The 16,026-nt window shown below is 55.3% G+C and carries 13 protein-coding genes and 1 pseudogene; 7 read left to right on the top strand and 7 right to left on the bottom strand.

Annotation, left to right across the window (positions count from 1 at the left end):
* The first annotated feature begins 157 nt into the window (after positions 1 to 157).
* A complete protein-coding gene (gene rfbD, locus PQQ96_RS33335) occupies positions 158 to 1,063 on the top strand; it encodes a dTDP-4-dehydrorhamnose reductase (RefSeq protein WP_408300412.1) in 906 nt (301 codons plus the stop codon).
* Positions 1,064 to 1,344: 281 nt separating this feature from the next.
* On the opposite strand, the gene PQQ96_RS33330 is transcribed toward rfbD, so the two are convergent.
* The 6 genes from PQQ96_RS33330 to PQQ96_RS33305 form a co-directional block, all read right to left on the bottom strand.
* Complete coding sequence (locus PQQ96_RS33330; RefSeq protein WP_408300410.1) at positions 1,345 to 2,079, bottom strand: ABC transporter ATP-binding protein; 735 nt, start codon at positions 2,077 to 2,079, stop codon at positions 1,345 to 1,347.
* A gap of 2 nt (positions 2,080 to 2,081) precedes the next feature.
* Positions 2,082 to 2,852 (bottom strand): ABC transporter permease, encoded by a 771-nt coding sequence (locus PQQ96_RS33325; RefSeq protein ID WP_408300408.1) that lies wholly within the window; start codon positions 2,850 to 2,852, stop codon positions 2,082 to 2,084.
* A 337-nt stretch (positions 2,853 to 3,189) separates the two neighbouring features.
* Positions 3,190 to 5,046, bottom strand: coding sequence for a glycosyltransferase family 2 protein (locus tag PQQ96_RS33320; protein WP_408300407.1), 1,857 nt, complete (start codon positions 5,044 to 5,046; stop codon positions 3,190 to 3,192).
* A 155-nt stretch (positions 5,047 to 5,201) separates the two neighbouring features.
* Positions 5,202 to 6,779: a hypothetical protein gene (locus tag PQQ96_RS33315; protein ID WP_408300405.1), complete on the bottom strand. Its 1,578-nt coding sequence runs from the start codon at positions 6,777 to 6,779 to the stop codon at positions 5,202 to 5,204.
* Entirely contained in the window at positions 6,766 to 7,875 is a 1,110-nt protein-coding gene (locus PQQ96_RS33310; RefSeq protein WP_408300403.1) for a DegT/DnrJ/EryC1/StrS family aminotransferase, read from the bottom strand. Before PQQ96_RS33310 ends, PQQ96_RS33315 begins: the two co-directional genes overlap by 14 nt.
* Positions 7,872 to 8,288, bottom strand: coding sequence for a sugar 3,4-ketoisomerase (locus tag PQQ96_RS33305; RefSeq protein WP_408300402.1), 417 nt, complete (start codon positions 8,286 to 8,288; stop codon positions 7,872 to 7,874). Before PQQ96_RS33305 ends, PQQ96_RS33310 begins: the two co-directional genes overlap by 4 nt.
* 325 nt (positions 8,289 to 8,613) lie before the next feature.
* On the opposite strand from PQQ96_RS33305, the gene PQQ96_RS33300 reads away from it, so the two are divergent.
* The 5 genes from PQQ96_RS33300 (at position 8,614) to PQQ96_RS33280 (ending at position 14,249) form a co-directional block, all read left to right on the top strand.
* Complete coding sequence (locus PQQ96_RS33300; protein ID WP_408300400.1) at positions 8,614 to 9,183, top strand: GNAT family N-acetyltransferase; 570 nt, start codon at positions 8,614 to 8,616, stop codon at positions 9,181 to 9,183.
* 114 nt (positions 9,184 to 9,297) lie between these two features.
* Positions 9,298 to 11,037, top strand: a complete 1,740-nt coding sequence (locus PQQ96_RS33295; protein ID WP_408300399.1) for a glycosyltransferase family 61 protein — start codon at positions 9,298 to 9,300, stop codon at positions 11,035 to 11,037.
* Positions 11,038 to 11,274: 237 nt separating this feature from the next.
* A complete protein-coding gene (locus tag PQQ96_RS33290) occupies positions 11,275 to 12,381 on the top strand; it encodes an acyltransferase family protein (RefSeq protein ID WP_408300397.1) in 1,107 nt (368 codons plus the stop codon).
* A 792-nt stretch (positions 12,382 to 13,173) separates the two neighbouring features.
* Positions 13,174 to 13,464, top strand: coding sequence for a hypothetical protein (locus tag PQQ96_RS33285; protein ID WP_408300395.1), 291 nt, complete (start codon positions 13,174 to 13,176; stop codon positions 13,462 to 13,464).
* Between the two features lie 5 nt (positions 13,465 to 13,469).
* Complete coding sequence (locus tag PQQ96_RS33280; RefSeq protein WP_408300393.1) at positions 13,470 to 14,249, top strand: hypothetical protein; 780 nt, start codon at positions 13,470 to 13,472, stop codon at positions 14,247 to 14,249.
* Between the two features lie 118 nt (positions 14,250 to 14,367).
* Here PQQ96_RS33280 and PQQ96_RS33275 read toward each other — a convergent pair.
* Positions 14,368 to 14,658, bottom strand: a pseudogene (locus PQQ96_RS33275) (transposase domain-containing protein); the annotation flags it as partial.
* A 90-nt stretch (positions 14,659 to 14,748) separates the two neighbouring features.
* Between PQQ96_RS33275 and PQQ96_RS33270 the strand changes: the two are divergent.
* Positions 14,749 to 15,882, top strand: a complete 1,134-nt coding sequence (locus PQQ96_RS33270) for an IS5 family transposase (protein ID WP_408300392.1) — start codon at positions 14,749 to 14,751, stop codon at positions 15,880 to 15,882.
* Positions 15,883 to 16,026: the final 144 nt, after the last annotated feature.

The raw sequence follows: 16,026 nt of genomic DNA, 5'->3' as shown, positions 1-16,026 counted from the left end.
CGTTGATTTTTGAGATAGTCGGCCGTGTGCGCTCGCTTTATAGCTGATCTCGGCCGCTCAACCACGGCTCCTATAGTTGCGTGTTCCGGTGCTTAACCGCGCAATCTGGCGAAACGCACGGGCACGCGGCGACATATGTTTTCAAGCTCTTTACCCTATGTCTGACACCTCAGAACCCATCATTCTTGTCACCGGGGCGACTGGTCAAGTCGGTTTCGAATTGCTGCGCAGCCTGCAGGGACTCGGACGGGTGGTCGCGCCAGATCGACACACGCTGGACCTGGCGAATTTCGACCAGATCCAGCGCGTCGTGCGGGACGTCCGCCCAGCGCTTATTGTGAATCCCGCTGCATTCACGGCGGTCGATCAGGCTGAAATTGACGTGGATGCCGCGATGCGGTTGAATGGTGCGGCGCCCGGTGTGCTGGCCGAAGAGGCTAAACGGATCGGAGCAGTTGTCTTTCACTACTCAACGGACTATGTTTTCGATGGCACTAAAGATGGTGCTTACGCAGAAAGTGATCCGGTAGGGCCGCTCAACGTATATGGTGCGAGCAAGCTGGCTGGCGAGCGAGCGCTTGAACAAGTAGGCGGGATGCATCTGGTGTTCCGCACGAGTTGGGTCTATGGCACGCGCGGTCACAATTTTCTGCGCACAATGCTGCGGCTTGCTGGAAACCAGCCTGAACTGCGGATTGTGTCGGATCAGGTGGGAGCGCCAACGTGGTCGCGCACAATTGCAACGGTAAGTGCCCACATTGCAGCATTGGGGCTCCTGGAGCATGCTGGCGACGCCGACTGGTGGGCCGAGCGCTCAGGGATTTATCACCTGACATCGTCTGGATTCACGTCGTGGGCAGGGTTCGCCGAAGCGATTTTCGAACTCGCGACGCTGGCTGCACAGACTAAGGTCACACCGATTACGTCGGGTGAATACCCTACGCCCGCACGGCGCCCGAAAAATTCTCGCCTTTCGAATGCCAAGTTGGCTACAACCTTCAAGGTTCGTCAGCCTGACTGGCGCGAAGCATTGCGGCTTTGCGTCGCGTCGCTCTCACAGTAACGTGTTCAGAATGGATTACGGCTTGCGCCGGTGGTGGCAGGCAGCACAGCGTATCAACCCATCCAACCAGAATCCCACACGCTTTTGGGCGGACATGTGACGCTCCTGGTTAGGGTGCCTGTAGCACCAGACTAATTTCAGGCCGTCTACTCTGAGCCGCCAACGAATGAGGTGCCTCTCGATCCAGTCAGCCTGCCAACACCAACCCTGCTGCGGCCAAACTGCAGCACGGAACCGCAGAAACTTCGCTTTTCAATAATGCCGCCGTGTGCCAACGCTGGTCAGCGCGCCGCAAGGTACTGCGCAATGATTTCATCCGGGTTGCCGTCGGCTTTTACCTGGCCATGATCAAGCCAAACGACCCGATTGCATAACGTCCTCAGAAGATCCATGTCGTGGGACACGCAAACCATGATGCTCGCATTGTCGATGAATTCAGTCATCCGACTCTTGGCCTTCTGAACGAATGACGCGTCGCCGCCGGCAAATACTTCATCGAGGATGAGTATTTCAGGGTGTACGGCGGTAGCAATCGCGAACGCCAGTTTCATGTACATGCCTGTCGAATAATATTTTACCGGCGTGTCGATAAATTCTTCCAGTTCAGTGAAGGCGATGATTTCTCCTTCAAGCCGTTTCAGCTCATCTTTCGAATAGCCGAGAATGCTGCCGCTAAAATAAATGTTGTCGCGGCCGCTGAACTCTGGATTAAATCCGGCACCGATCTCAATCAACGGAGCAACGCGCCCGCTGATTTTTACGTTGCCGGACTGTGCTGTATAGATGCGGCAAATAGTCTTCAGCAAAGTGCTCTTGCCGGCACCATTGTGACCAACTATACCCACACGATCACCGCGCTCCATGGTGAGGCTCACGTCCTTCAGCGCCCAGAAATCGGTAAACTTGGCGTGGGACTTCGGCTGAAAGAAATGCGTAATATAATCTTTCAAGCTCGGTGTTTTGTCATGATAGAGGCGAAATCTTAGCGAAACATTCGCTACCTCGATACGGGACATAATCAAAGCCTAAAGATGAGTTTGTGCTCGTACGACCGGAATACCTTAAGCCCGATCAAGAGACTTATGGCTGCCAATCCAATCGTAATGCCGATTGTGGTGGTCGACGGCAGTACGGAGCGGTAAATGGGAGCTCGAAACAGATCTACGAAGTAGACTAGCGGGTTGAATCGTATGACGTTTTGCAGTCTTGGGGAGAGTGCATCAGTCTGATACATAATCGGCGTTAAAAAGAATAGTGCCTGCAGTAGCACACCGATAAGGTGTTGTAAGTCTCTGAAGTACACCATCATAACGGCGACAATGAGGGCCAGTCCGAGTGCAAAGCCATACAGAATCAAAAACGAGAGCGGCAAAAAAAACAGTGCCCAACTGGCGTGCGCTCCGATAATCAAGGCGATAACGAACAAGGCAACAAGGCCAAAGAGCGAGTCCAGCAAATTTCCAGTGGCGGTCGATATTGGGAAAATGAGTTTCGGAATATAGACCTTCTTAATCAGATTCTCGTTAGTGACGATTGCACTACCGGCCTGAGTCAAGCAACTGTTGAAGAAATTCCACGGCACTGTAGCCGCAAAGAGGAAAATGGCGTAATCGCGCAAGCCGAAGCGAAATATGTGTGAGAAGACTACCGCCGAGACGGTCATCATCATCAGCGGGTTCAGTATGGTCCACAGATACCCGAAAATCGTCTTGCGGTAGCGTGCCAGCAATTGCTGCGTTACTAGCTGATACAGCACATGTCGATAGTCATACAACTCTTTTGCTAGCATTGTTTAGACCGACGTGATACCGGCAATTCGGCAGATAGGATGGGCCCGGCAAGGGCAAACGGATGCAAACACCATGGATTTCCAGTTATGCACAGGCGAGTTAAGTCCAAGCAAGAGCCGAAGCATGCCCAGTCTCCGACAAGACACGCTCCGGTTCGATCCGTCAGTCAATCGCAAGATCGGAGTCATTCTACGCATTGATTCGGTCGCAGGAACTGGCTACGCGAAGCACGCGCCCCAATGTGCTAAGAGCTCGACTCCGGTGCCTCCAGTGATCGACAGGCCGATAATTATACCGCGCTCCACGTTCAATACGGCTTCTTTGGCCTAGCAGTACTTAGCGTTCGGCACGCTCGCCGCGGACCTTGCGCTTGATGCGCCCCGCGACGCCGCGTCCTGTCAGGTACAGTCGGCGAAGCGTCCAGATTCCGGGAACCCGCATGGCAATGGAGCGAAGGCGGCTTCTCGAGACAGCAATCGGATACATAATCTTCGCAAGCTCGGTCGCGTACTCCATCACCTGGTTCGGGGTCATTTGCACGACCATGTTGTCGCGCGCACTGACCGCCTTCTGATAGTAGTCGTCGAGTTCCTGTTGTCTTGCCGTTGCCATCGCGTCTCGGGCCGGCACGCGATAGGCAGATGTTACCTTTTCGATCAATTCAAAGTCCTGGCTCTGGCAGTACCGCACCCAAAGATCCCAATCTTCGAGTCGATCGAGGTCCACGTTGAAGCCGCCGTATCGGTCAAACAGCTCGCGCCGAAAAAGGATAGCCTGAATAGGTATGAAATTGTGGTGCCAGATCGCCGCTCGGGAAAAGCGCTCTCGATAGGCAACATATCGATTCAGGTCGCGATATTGCCAAGGTTCGTGGTTCACCACCTCGGTTTCGATCTGGAAGGCGAGTGAATATACTGCGGCGAGATCTGGTCGTTCAAACAGCCGGGGCGCAAGCACCTCTATGTGATCCGCGAACAGCAGATCGTCGTCGTCGAGAAAGCACGCATAGGTGCCGGTTGTCGCGGCGAGTCCGGCGTTCCCTGCCACGCACCGCCCGCCTTTCGGTATGGAGTGGTACTGTACGGCCGTCAGCGAGTGACTTGCCTCGACTTCTTCGACGAATGCCTGGGCTTGCGTTGAGCCATCTTCGACGACGACGAGTTCGATTCTTGGGTAGGTCTGGTTCTGCACCGAGCGCACGGCTTCCTTGAGCTTACCCAAACGTCCGGCACACGTGCGGACGACGATGCTCACGAGGGGAACGTCTTCTGGAAGTGAGCCGAAGACAAAAAACGGGCCTTCGCGCGACAGTTCGTAGTCCCACCCCCGGAACGAAAACTTGATGTCCGATTTCTTCCGCGTGCGCAAAAAGTAAAAGCCATCACGCGCAATTTTGCGAAATCCCGCCAACAATCCTTTCAAGCGCCCCGATATCGGCAGTGGGATCAATAGAAGTCCAAAATACATTGACAAACCGGCGATAATCTCGCTCGGTGTTCCGTAACGCAGCCTTAAGAGTACGTTGGCCACCGTGCTGCCAAAAAACTGGGCGGGCTTCAACTCGTTGGCGGTTTCATAGGTGTAGTGCCAGCACACCGCGTCGACGCAATATCGAAGCACGTACCCGTGATCGCGCAGTCGATACGAGAGCTCGACATCCTCGCCGTACAGGAATAGCCGTGGTTCATAGCCGCCTACTTGCTCGAGCGCTGAGCGTCGGAACAATATGCAGGCGCTCGATGCCCAATTGACTTCGAGCGTTATCGGGTCGTAGTACTTCGGATGTTCATAAGGTTTTTGCCGAAATTCCCATGCAGCCACGTTCCCGCCGTCCGTGGCCGCCGTTCGCACTGCGCGTACGATCGCCGATTCTTCAAAAGTCAGATCGACATTTGTTACGAGAAACAACGGCGAGTTGCCGCGTGCAAGATTCGCATTGTGGCCTCGGCCGAATCCTACGTTTTCGCCGCAGACGAGCGAAATGGATGCGAACTGGTGCTCGTGTTCCCCGATGAATTCACGCAACGCCGCGATCGTTCCGTCGCTCGATCCGTTGTCGCGAATCAGCAGCGATATCTTTTCGAGTGGATAGCGCTGGGCAGAAAGACTCTTCCAGAACTCGTCGAGCCACCGCTCGGAGTTAAAGGTAACGATCGAAAGATCGATCGGAGGGAGTTCAGAGGAGTCGAACATAGCGTCAAAAAGAGAGGTCGAGAGCGGGTCCGCCCGTCATAACATGAGCGCGCGTGCAACAGGAGCGCTGGAACGACTGGGCCGGGGAAGCATGTCCGGCGTGCGATATCGAACAGATGGAGCCCATGGACGAGCGGATCGCTAAGGAGTTGCCGTTACAGGGGCACTTGATAGGACCGGATTTTATTGGCGAGTCTGCAGATTGTGGTCGCCAATTTCCACGAGCGCGAAGCGTGAATTTCCGAGAGAGCTTCCCGGGAGTGACGCAGTTCAGTCCTCAACTCACCGATTTCAGCGTGAAGACTGTTGACCGATACGAGCTCGCGTTCGACGATTTCCATGTCGTCGAGAAAAGTTTGCAGTGGATCCGCAGTATACGCGCGCAAGGGTGGAGGGGGCGGCGCGTCAAGTCCTGCGTGTATCGCGGTGCGTAACGCGTCTAGCGTATGGGATTGCTCATAACGCCTTCGCGCCCAAAGTGCTTCTTCTCGAACACGCTCCGGCCCGAGGTTTGCCAGGTGGGTCAGCAGTTCGTCTGGCGTTGTCCACGAGAACGCCTCGGGATACAGCATGTCCTCGCCGCCATGGAATCGGGAAAGGTAGCTCTGGTGGGCGATCACGGGTGTGCCGGATCCCAATACTTCGACCGTAGCTCGCGCACCGCTCACCGGAAAAGAGCCAAGGTACACGTCGACATGCTGATCCTGCATTGTCTGCCAGAGGCTCGGGACCCACTCGATGTAGGTGAGTCGTTCCGCAGGCACGCCAGCGCGCCGCATGCCTTCGGCCATGCGGTCCAGCGTTGATTCCGACAAGAGCCCGATGTGCACGTGTGTGCCTTTCGTGACTTCGAGTATGCGCGGCACGATGCTGCCGTAGTCGAATTGATACGGTTGCTCAAACTTGTTGCGCGTGCCCGACGAGCATGTGCGCAGTGCGCCGCCCGCTGTCAGCGTGCGATGGTGCAGGGCGGGAGCACCTCGATCTTCCACCGTCAACGGCCAGTATACGTTGTCTTGCACGCCGAGTTGATCGCGGCAGTTGTGGTATCCCATCGGCGATGGGTCGACGTGGAGATCGTAGTCCAATGTCACGCCGAGGCACAGGTGGTGGTCGGCGTGGTGGTGGAAGATGATCTGCCCCGCCAGGCCAGGTTGTGCCGCAGCCACCGCGACACTGTCCTCGTGATGATTGAACAGCAGCAAATGCGTCGGTCGCAACATCTGCAGGCGCTTAAGCGTCCATACCAGCCGGCTTTCGAGATTGCCATCTGGAGCGCACTCGATGTTGACTCCGTGTGACGCAAACCGGTGCCTGATCGCTTCAAGGTCGGCGCTTCCGCGCGCGTTTGTGAGCAGGATGGTTGGCGGCCCCGGGAAGCATCCGCTTTTGAGCAAGTCCTCAAGGACGGCCGTGTGGCCACCGGTTGCGTACAATTCGGTCGCCAGATAGACGGGGCCGGCTGCCATCGTGGCGTTCGCAGGAGCGATATCTGCAGACGGTAAGGCAGCAAGGACGCGTGCGCCGACGCTCTGGCAGAAGCGGTCCAGTGAATGGTCGGCAAAGATTTTCGCGATCGTGCGCGGATTTCGCATGACCGCTTGCACGAATTGCAGAACCCGTTGTAGCGCGCCGTTAATATCATTGGCGGCCACGCACGCATTTGCATCGCTCAACAGATGCCCGACCGACGGATAGAGACCGCTTCGCCCTGTCGAATTATCCATGCCCATCCAGGGCTGTAAGGAGCGCGTCACACACTCTGTCTGCCGTTTCGATCGACATATGCGGGCCGATCGGCAAGCTGAGGACCTCGCGGCTCAGTGTTTCCGCGATCGGAAGGCTGCCGGCTTCGAGGCCCAGAGATGCGTACGCGCCGGAACGCGATGGCGGAATCGGGTAGTGGATCTGTGTTGCAACGCCCTGCTCGCTGAGGCTCCTGGCGATTGCTTCGCGCTGCTGTACGCGAATCACGAAAAGATGCCACACGGGCACGGCCGCGCTAATAACGTGTGGCAAGATCAGATCGGCGCCTTTAAGGCGGGTCTGGTAGTGCGCTGCAATCGCTTGCCGCCGACTGTTCCATTCATCGCACCTTGCAAGTTTGGCGCGCAAAAAAGCAGCCTGCAATTCATCGAGACGCGTATTGAATCCGACAGCCTCATGGTGGTACTTCTGCGCGGAGCCGTAATTGCCGAGTTCGCGAATTCTCTGGGCAAGCTCAGCGTCGTCAGTCACGACACACCCGGCATCGCCAAGTGCGCCGAGATTCTTGCCGGGATAAAAGCTGAACGCGGCAGCACATCCGAGAACGCCGGTGCGGCGGCCATGGTAGCGAGCACCATGCGCCTGCGCAGCATCTTCGACCACCTTCAGGCCATGTTCGCGAGCGATGGACAGAATGGGGTCCATGTCAGCTGGCTGCCCATACAAATGCACCGGGATGATCGCTTTTGTGCGAGCAGTAATGGCTTTCGCGACGCGCGCAGGATCCATATTGTGCGTTGCGGAGTCCGGTTCGACCGCAATCGGGGTCGCCCCTGCATGTGTCACGGCTAGCCACGTTGCGATGAACGTGTTTGATGGAACCAGGACCTCGTCCCCAGGGCCAATTCCCAGTCCGCGCAGGATCAGGTGCAACGCATCGAGGCCATTCCCGGCCCCGATACAATGCTGCGCGCCGCAGAATTGCGCGAACTCCTTTTCAAAGGTGGTGACTTCAGAGCCGAGGATGTACCACGAGGAGTCCATGACACGTCGATAGGCGCCGTCGAGTTCGCTCTTCAGTTCCTGGTACGCAGCAGATAAATCAAGGAACGGGACGGTCATGGGTTTTCCTTCACAGCGCGCAAGAAATCCTCGTAGTTCCGGTAGTAGTCCGATTCCTCGTAGCGAGCCGAAGCAAGAGAAACGCAGACCGAACCCGCTGAAAAATTGTCGATTTCCCGCCAGATCATCTTAGGGACATATAGCCCAAGGTACGGGCGATTCATGTGAAAGGTTTTCCGCTGCACGCCATCGTCAACATGCACGTCAAAGCTTCCGGAAATCGCAATCAGCACCTGCTGCAACTCGCGGTGACTATGGCCTGCGCGGTTAGCTCCCGCCGGGACGTCGTAGATGTAATAGACGCGTTTGATATCGAAAGGAACCTGGACCTCGCCTTCGATAGGGGTCAGAGAACCTCTAGGGTCGAGAATTCGGGGAAATTCCAGTATTTGGCAGTCGTTGACGCTGATCATGTAGGAAACTCGGACTGGAAATAGACGAAGGCCATTGTCACCGCATGTTGCTGAAAACGCCGGTCGTGCGCGTACTTTCCGGGACGGCGCTCAGCCTGGGAGTGGCATCGGCCCTTGGCCAGAGGCCGGGGTAGCGTAGTATACTAATTGCTGCCGCCGTGTGTGTCGAGAGTCAGCCCTGCTTCGTGTTGGGCTCGGCAGTTGAGCGGGCAGGCGCGTGCCGTCCAATTCGATTTCAGCGCAATTGAGCGCCCAGTGCCAGTCGGCGAAGGGCGAAGTGGCGTGCAGTGCGTAGTAACGTTGTTTCGTCATCGGAGAGTAATTTATGTCCCATCGACACGTCATTCGGCCGTCGACACCTGTTGTTGGCAAGAGTATCTGCCTCAGATATGCGGAGCCATCTGACGCCGAATTTATTTTGTCGCTACGGAGTGACGAACAACTCAACCGCTTTATTTCCAAGACAACGGCCGATATAGACAACCAGGTCGCGTGGCTTGCGGGATACAAGGAGCGCGAGCGGGCAGGCAGTGAACATTATTTCATTATCGAATTGCGTGATGGCACCCCGGTTGGAACGGTTCGAATTTACGACTATCGCGGCGATTCTTTCTGCTGGGGCAGTTGGTTAATCCGATCGGACGCGCCGAGCCACGTCGCGATCGAGTCGGCACTCAACGTTTATGAATTCGCTTTCTATTCACTTGGATTCAAGCAATCGCATTTTGACGTGCGGCGAGCAAACGAGCGTGTAGTTGCTTTTCATCAACGATTTGGCGCGCAAATTACCCATTCGGATGATCTGGATCACTTCTTTATCTACGGAAGGGACGCGTACGAGCGCGTTCGGACAAAATATCGTAAGTTCCTGCCCTTGCAACATGCTGCCTCCTGAGGCTCACGCGCCGGCCTGTGTGGGCCATAACTCCTCATCACCACACGCCGGCTTACTCGTTCGCTTCAGTGCCTAGAGGCCTTTCCGGATCTGTCAAGGCTGCCTTCCGATACTATGAAATCCCTATCGAGTCCTGTCAAAATATTATTGGTTAAATTTGTCTCTTTACTACATCTAATCGACAAAGATTACTACCTGAAGCGCTATCCGGATGTCGCGACTGCAAAATTAGATCCAGTCGAACATTACGTCATCTATGGTTTTCGCGAAGGCAGATCACCAAATCGTTGGCTTGCATCCTGCAAGGATGGAGTAACGTTGGTGTTGCGTAGCATTATCCGACGCCTGATAGCATTCGATGCCGATTACTATTTGATGCAATATCCGGACGTGGCATCGGCCGGCCTCGATCCGGTCACCCATTATATGCGGAATGGATTTTGGGAAGGGCGATCGCCAAACCGAAAATTTGCGAAGCATAAGAGATCGCTGAAAATCGTCGTTGCTTTTCTGTCAACTCTGACTCGGCGACAGTTAATCGCGCAGACGCATTTCGGTCATGAGGTAATTTTCGGATTCGCTAAAGGTGGCCGCCGTCGCCTCGTGCGGGTTGTTATCTTGATCGAGCAGTATCTGGTGCGGCGCCGACAAGCAAAGATATACGTGAAACGTCTGCCGATTGCGAATCTTGCCAATGAAGAATTCGATTGGGCATCCGTTACGCCCATAGAACCGGCAAAACCATTTCGCTTTTGCGAACCGGAGATAATCGGCGAAGATGCGTCTTGTACTCCTCGAACTGTCGAGCTACCAAAGAAGTGGGTCGCATCAATATCGAATGCATTGATCATCGGCGGTTTTCAGGTTATTGCGCAAGGCCACTTCGTTTTGTACGAACCGGCAGGGGACCCGCGTAATGATTTCGTTGCAGGAAGTTGGCCGTTCGTCGCCGGAATCAAGAATACCGACGCGGCGGTGGTATGGTATGAATACGAAAATCGAGCGACGATACCTGAGGGGATACTGATTAGCGGTCGATGCAGCCCAAACTACTATCACTGGTTGATAGAGTATCTTGCGCGAATCTATTCGGTGCTGCCACTATCAGATCTACACAAGGTGCCGTTGATTGTCGACGCGAGTATGTACCCTCAGGAGTTTGAATCGCTGGCTGCAGTTTGCCCGAACTGGCCTGTCTATGCTTTCAAGAAGGGCACCTTGCTGGAAGTCGAGAAACTTCATATCCCGTCGATTCCTACATTTCTGCCGGATACCCTTGAAATTCCGTTCTGGAAGGCGAGTGCGCTCTGTCATTCGACGCTAACATTTCTCCGTAACGCAGTTTTTGGAAGTTTTGCTATAGAAAATACTCGGTCGACGAGGAAAATATTTCTTGCCCGTATGGGTGCGAGAAATATCACAAACATGAGCGAAATTGAGGCAGTGCTGACGGATTATGGTTTCGAATGCGTCGACACGGGTTCACTCACGTTTGAGGCGCAGGTGAGACTCTTTGCCGATGCGGCTGTAATCGTCGGACCATTGGGGGCGGCATTTAGCAACGCGATTTTCTGCAACCCGGGTTGCAAAATCGTTGGTCTGGCGTCGCCGTATGGAAAGCGATTTTGCATGCAGGGGAATCTCGCGGCGTTCGCGGGCTGTGAGTACAAGATTCTCGGGGGTGAACATCCTATGTATCAGGCCGGAGATGAATACACGGTGCGAGATGTCGAGTTGATGCACGAGAGCTTCGCTATCTCGCCGCGCGCGCTGATAGCCGCGCTTGAGGATTTGGGGGTGAACCCGGTGCCGCAGTCCGCCTTGCCCGGTACCCGGGGATCAAGTCTCGGATGAGTGCAACGGGGACAGGGATGGCTTTGCATTCGCTGCCTCGTCGAAGACCGTCAGCGTCGTAGGTTAGCTGCCAGCGATTTCTCCTTGCCTACCAGTAGGTGGAGCCGAGGCAAAAGCTGCTGTGCCGTCCCACGAGCATGGGATGGCACGATGATGGCGGGCGTCAAATGGAGGGGCGGATCTGCTGAAAGGTGAGAGTGATAACATTCGCCAATCAAATACAGCAGAACTTCAAGCATGCATCAAAGACTCGAGGTGCGCTCCCTCACCGGATTGCGCGCCGTCGCCGCACTGTTTGTCTTTTTTTTCCACATTCAGATAAGGTGGCCATTCGCTCATTCGGACTTTCTTGCCAACTTGATCGGCCAGGGAGCTATAGGCATGAGTGTTTTCTTCGTTCTTTCCGGATTCGTTCTTGCCTATCAATATTCGGAGAGAGCCATCTCCTATCGCGAGTACCTTGGTAATCGAGTAGCGCGCATCTACCCGATTTATGCGCTCTCCGCTGTCCTGACGCTGCCGTGGATTGGCATCAATTTGCACGATGGCGCGTTCCTGCGTGGCGCGGGACAGTTGGTCACGCTGGTGTTGGCGAACGTGTTTGTCATTCAGGCTTGGTTTCCGCAGTTTTTCCCCCTTTGGAACGACGGGGCGAGTTGGTCAATCAGCGTGGAAGCATTCTGCTACGTGCTTTTGCCGTTGATTCTTGCCGGCCTGTACAAGATCAAGGGGCACCATCTGTATGTGGTCATGGTCTCGGCCTACGCCGCAGCCGTTTTGCCGGGTCTCACCTTTCTGCTGTTCGACAACTCGCCAAGCATCTTCTATTCGATGCCAATTTTTCGACTGGCGGAGTTCGTTCTAGGCGTGTGCGTTTGCATCGTCGCGCGACGCGGCTCTGCTCCCAGAAGCACAACCGCGATTGTCGCGGCTGCGCTCGTCGTCGGACTGATTGTATATCTAGGCACGCAAAGCCCCGTTGGATCGCTCTACGTAACGCACAATTGGCTGGTCTTGCCGGCCGTCGCGATGGCCATCTATTTTCTATCGAAGAGCAATGGCGTAGTGGCCACTCTGATGGGAAGTGATGTGGTCGTATGGCTTGGAAAGATCAGCTACTGCATCTATTCGTTGCAGGCTCTGATCATCCTGCCACTCATCCATCACCATGACCAGATTGTCAGCATGTGGCCGGCACTCGTGGACAACCGAGTACTGTTGCTGGTTTCGCTTGCACTACTGATTGCGGCATCCGCAGCGGCTCACCATCTCATCGAGGAACCGATAAGGTTGCGGATGAGGGGCATGGCAAAGCGCGCGGCTATTCGTTTTGAGACGCCGTAGATGAACGCCCAGCGTAGCGCTACGCCGCGTTCGTCGCCGCAGGCTTCGAAAGAATGTGCGCCGCGCGGGAAAACCGGCGTCGGCGATACCGCGGTGCCGCAAATCGGGCAGGCCAACCGAATCGAGCCTCAGCTTGGTAGTGGGACCTGAACAATTCGTTTCGCATACCGCTGGCGTTACAGCACCACGTCAGCGGGAATGCTGCGGCTAACCAGAGCAGCGAACCCGAAGACGCAAAGCAGCCGCAGCTTCCCGAGAATTATCCGCGGGTTGTGGCTGCCCGAGTCCGACAGTTAATCGCGCACGTATCCAATTTTATTGACATTGGTTTTGAAATGTTGTGAGGCAACAGCGCGTGCTGCCGCGGCATGATCGGCCTTTTTATGGCGGCATCAAATCCGAAGTGCAACACTGGTCCCGCCATCGGCTATGCGTCGGCGCTTGCGCACGCACGTAGATGTAAGCCGCACCGACCACGTGCTAAGCTGCATGTGCAAAACGTCGCTTGGCGCGTGACACTCACGCCGCCGGAGTGGAGGTAGTCGCCCCAGCAACTTTCGGGGACGCTGATCGTTTGTTGCCCCAAAGATCCAATCGTGCATGCGTCGGACAAATGTATACGGTGAACTGCGCCACCAACTGATCGCCCATCAGTGTCGCGGCCACAACGCACGACTATCGCGCAGGCGAGGTACCGACCTCTGCCGGCAAATTCCCGACATAGTGAGCATCCAAGTGCGTCCGCCTAATGTGGAGGACCGGGTCATGCGTGTCCAGCGGCGAGGCAGGTGCATGAAAGGGGCCAGCAACAACGTGTCCGTGGGCGTGCTCATCGAATGCACCAATCGCTTGATGTTGCTCGCCAAGATGGGAGAGGTCCGCGCCGTTTCAGCGCTGGTCAACTTTACTGTCAAGTTCAGCTCAATTGGTGCAGCGCTGCGCCAAAGCCCCCTCTACGACCAAGGTGCGGCGATGCACCCGCCACCGCGAACTTACTACTGCCACCGGTGTGAAGGTTTGCTTCTGCGAGCCGCACAGTCCACGGCAAATTTATTTGCTTTGATATTTACTGACGACGAGTAATTTGTATGAAAAAGTTCTTTCTTATGACCCGGGGACGCACTGGCTCCTCTGCGATAATTGATGAATTGAATAATGTTAGTCACATAAAAAGCCCCTCCCTCGAGCCATTTCTGAGGATTGATTTTGAGCAATTCATCAAAAAGCAGCCAGAAGTTCTTGATCAGATAGAAATGATGATGCCATTCGAACTATGGGTTAACAAATTGTGGGTGAAATTTGTTGCCAAGTATTTTCTCAACGACAGGCGTTTAATCAATCGTTATCTGAAGCGCGAGGAATATTTGGCGTCGCGCGACGGATCACAGGCGTTTGGCTTTAAAGTGCTGAGTCATCACTTTGATGAGACTCCTCAGTTGAGCAAGGTTTTATTGAGTCGGGAATATCGTGCACTTTACTTGACCCGTAACGCCGCGCGGCAGGTGATTTCAGGGATGGTCGCAAAAAAACGTGGCATATACAATACCAAGAATCAATACAAAAGCGATGGAAGGTGGGCGCTTGATGTCGATGAGTTTAGATATCTGGTGAAAGTGGAGACGGAGGCCAGAAGTAATGATATTTGCTTTTTAACTGAGTCTGGATTTAACTTTATCGAAATTTATTATGAGCAGTTCTTGGGAAATCGCACTGCATTTTTTAATCGAATATTCGATTTTCTGGATTTGCCTATCGAACTGCCGAGGCCGTCCTCATATTCCGTAATGATTGAAAACATCAAAGGTACGATTGACAATTACCAGGATATTGCGGAGTGTGCCGCTGGTATTGGCGTGCCCATAGAATGATTTTAGTTAGTCTACCCTGAACAATTAGTTTACCAAGCGGCCGACGTCACGCCATCACATCGACGGCAACGCAGCGAGAATGAAGGTAAGCGCCCGGCAAAGGCACGGTGTAGCCTGTTCAGGCCGGAAGCAGACGCCAGTGATGCGGCAGTAATTGAGCGATGTGATCGGCCCGGTGAGTTGGCAATCGGGTAAGGACGTCTTTCAGGTAGACGTACGGGTCGTGACCGTTGAGCTGCGCGCTACGGATCAGGCTCATGATCGCGGCGGCGCGTTGTCCCGCTCGCAGTGAACCAGCGAACAGCCAGTTCGAGCGTCCCAGGGCCCAGGGACGAATCTGGTTTTCCAGCCAATTGTTATCGATGGGCACCTGCCCATCAACCAGGTAGCGCGTGAGCGCTTCCCATCGCCTAACAGGCTGCGGAAATACCGATGCTGATGAGTCAGCGGATGAGGCGGCTGAAACGTTATTGTGATGAAGCCCTAACCCCGAGAGATGATGCGCGGCGCCGATACCTTTACCGAGAATTTGTTCACCTTGCGTAAGCTCGAGGACTTTGTTCCAGCCGATCACCCGTTGCGCTCGATTCGCAAGATGGCCAACGCAGCGCTGGCCAGGATGGACCGCTTGTTTGCCGGGATGTACGAGGCTGAGATCAAAGGTGGGCGCCCCAGCATTGCCCCGGAGAAGCTGCTGCGCGCGATGCTGTTGCAGGTGCTCTATAGCGTTCGCTCGGAGCGGCAGTTGATGGAGCAGGTTCAATATAACCTGCTGTTTCGTTGGTTCATTGGGCTGTCGATGGACGATGCCGTGTGGGTGCCCACCGTCTTCACCAAGAACCGCGAGCGGCTGATTAAACACGACGCGGTCATCGAATTCTTTAACGAGGTTGTGGGCATCGCCGAGAACAGGCACTGGCTCTCAGGCGAGCACTTCAGTGTGGATGGCACATTGATTCAAGCGTGGGCCGGCCACAAAAGTTTTGTGCGCCGCGACGATGACGACCAGGGCAACGGCGATGGGGGCAACGGCGATGGGGGCAACGGCGATGGGGGCAACTTCAAAGGCGAGAAGCGCAGCAACGACACCCATGAGTCGAAGACCGATGCTGATGCACGACTCTATCGTAAGGGCGGCGCAGCCAGTGAATTGCGCTACATGGGCCATACCCTGAGCGACAACCGCCACGGTCTGGTGGCCAATGCCGTGGTGACGATCGCTGATGGTTATGCCGAGCGCGAAGCCGCCAGGATCATGATTAATGATGCCAGACAGGCGCTCGATGACCCGGCGCGCGAGATCACGCTCGGAGCTGACAAGGGCTATGACGCCCAGGAATTCGTGGAGGCCTGTGTGGACATGAAGGTCGCGCCGCATGTGGCGCAGAACAAGTCGGGACGCCATTCGGCGGTGCCGGATGCGATTGCCCAAAGCGCGGGCTACGCCATCTCGCAGCAAAAGCGCAAGCTGATTGAGCAGGGATTCGGCTGGGCCAAGACGGTTGGGGGCATGCGTCAGGTGATGGTGCGCGGCCTGAAGAAAGTGGACCAGATGTTTGTGCTGACGATGGCGGCGTACAACCTGGTTCGTATGCGCACCTTGGGACAAATCCGTACGCAGGTGGCGCAATAAGCTAAATCGGGGCTAAAAGCGGCACCGACTAGCCACCAGAGACGGGAATCGGGCAATCAATTCCCGGATGGTGAAAAAACGACTACAGCTTCCCCTTCGGGAGGAAAGCCGCTCGTGATTGCTTCGGGTATTTCCGCAGCCTGC

Origin of the sequence: Paraburkholderia sediminicola (assembly GCF_046027825.1) — a bacterium.
In the GTDB taxonomy this organism is placed as follows: Bacteria; Pseudomonadota; Gammaproteobacteria; order Burkholderiales; family Burkholderiaceae; genus Paraburkholderia; species Paraburkholderia sediminicola_D.
This window is presented reverse-complemented; position numbering and strand designations above follow the sequence as displayed.

Excerpts from the sequence above, each read along its gene's own strand:
- PQQ96_RS33305 (WP_408300402.1), bottom strand. The coding sequence starts at position 8,288 with ATGATCAGCGTCAACGACTGCCAAATACTGGAATTTCCCCGAATTCTC.
- PQQ96_RS33295 (WP_408300399.1), top strand. The coding sequence starts at position 9,298 with ATGAAATCCCTATCGAGTCCTGTCAAAATATTATTGGTTAAATTTGTC.
- PQQ96_RS33330 (WP_408300410.1), bottom strand. The coding sequence starts at position 2,079 with ATGTCCCGTATCGAGGTAGCGAATGTTTCGCTAAGATTTCGCCTCTAT.
- rfbD (WP_408300412.1), top strand. The coding sequence starts at position 158 with ATGTCTGACACCTCAGAACCCATCATTCTTGTCACCGGGGCGACTGGT.
- PQQ96_RS33310 (WP_408300403.1), bottom strand. The coding sequence starts at position 7,875 with ATGACCGTCCCGTTCCTTGATTTATCTGCTGCGTACCAGGAACTGAAG.
- PQQ96_RS33270 (WP_408300392.1), top strand. The coding sequence starts at position 14,749 with ATGCGCGGCGCCGATACCTTTACCGAGAATTTGTTCACCTTGCGTAAG.
- PQQ96_RS33300 (WP_408300400.1), top strand. The coding sequence starts at position 8,614 with ATGTCCCATCGACACGTCATTCGGCCGTCGACACCTGTTGTTGGCAAG.
- PQQ96_RS33285 (WP_408300395.1), top strand. The coding sequence starts at position 13,174 with ATGAAAGGGGCCAGCAACAACGTGTCCGTGGGCGTGCTCATCGAATGC.
- PQQ96_RS33280 (WP_408300393.1), top strand. The coding sequence starts at position 13,470 with ATGAAAAAGTTCTTTCTTATGACCCGGGGACGCACTGGCTCCTCTGCG.
- PQQ96_RS33325 (WP_408300408.1), bottom strand. The coding sequence starts at position 2,852 with ATGCTAGCAAAAGAGTTGTATGACTATCGACATGTGCTGTATCAGCTA.
- PQQ96_RS33315 (WP_408300405.1), bottom strand. The coding sequence starts at position 6,779 with ATGGGCATGGATAATTCGACAGGGCGAAGCGGTCTCTATCCGTCGGTC.
- PQQ96_RS33290 (WP_408300397.1), top strand. The coding sequence starts at position 11,275 with ATGCATCAAAGACTCGAGGTGCGCTCCCTCACCGGATTGCGCGCCGTC.
- PQQ96_RS33320 (WP_408300407.1), bottom strand. The coding sequence starts at position 5,046 with ATGTTCGACTCCTCTGAACTCCCTCCGATCGATCTTTCGATCGTTACC.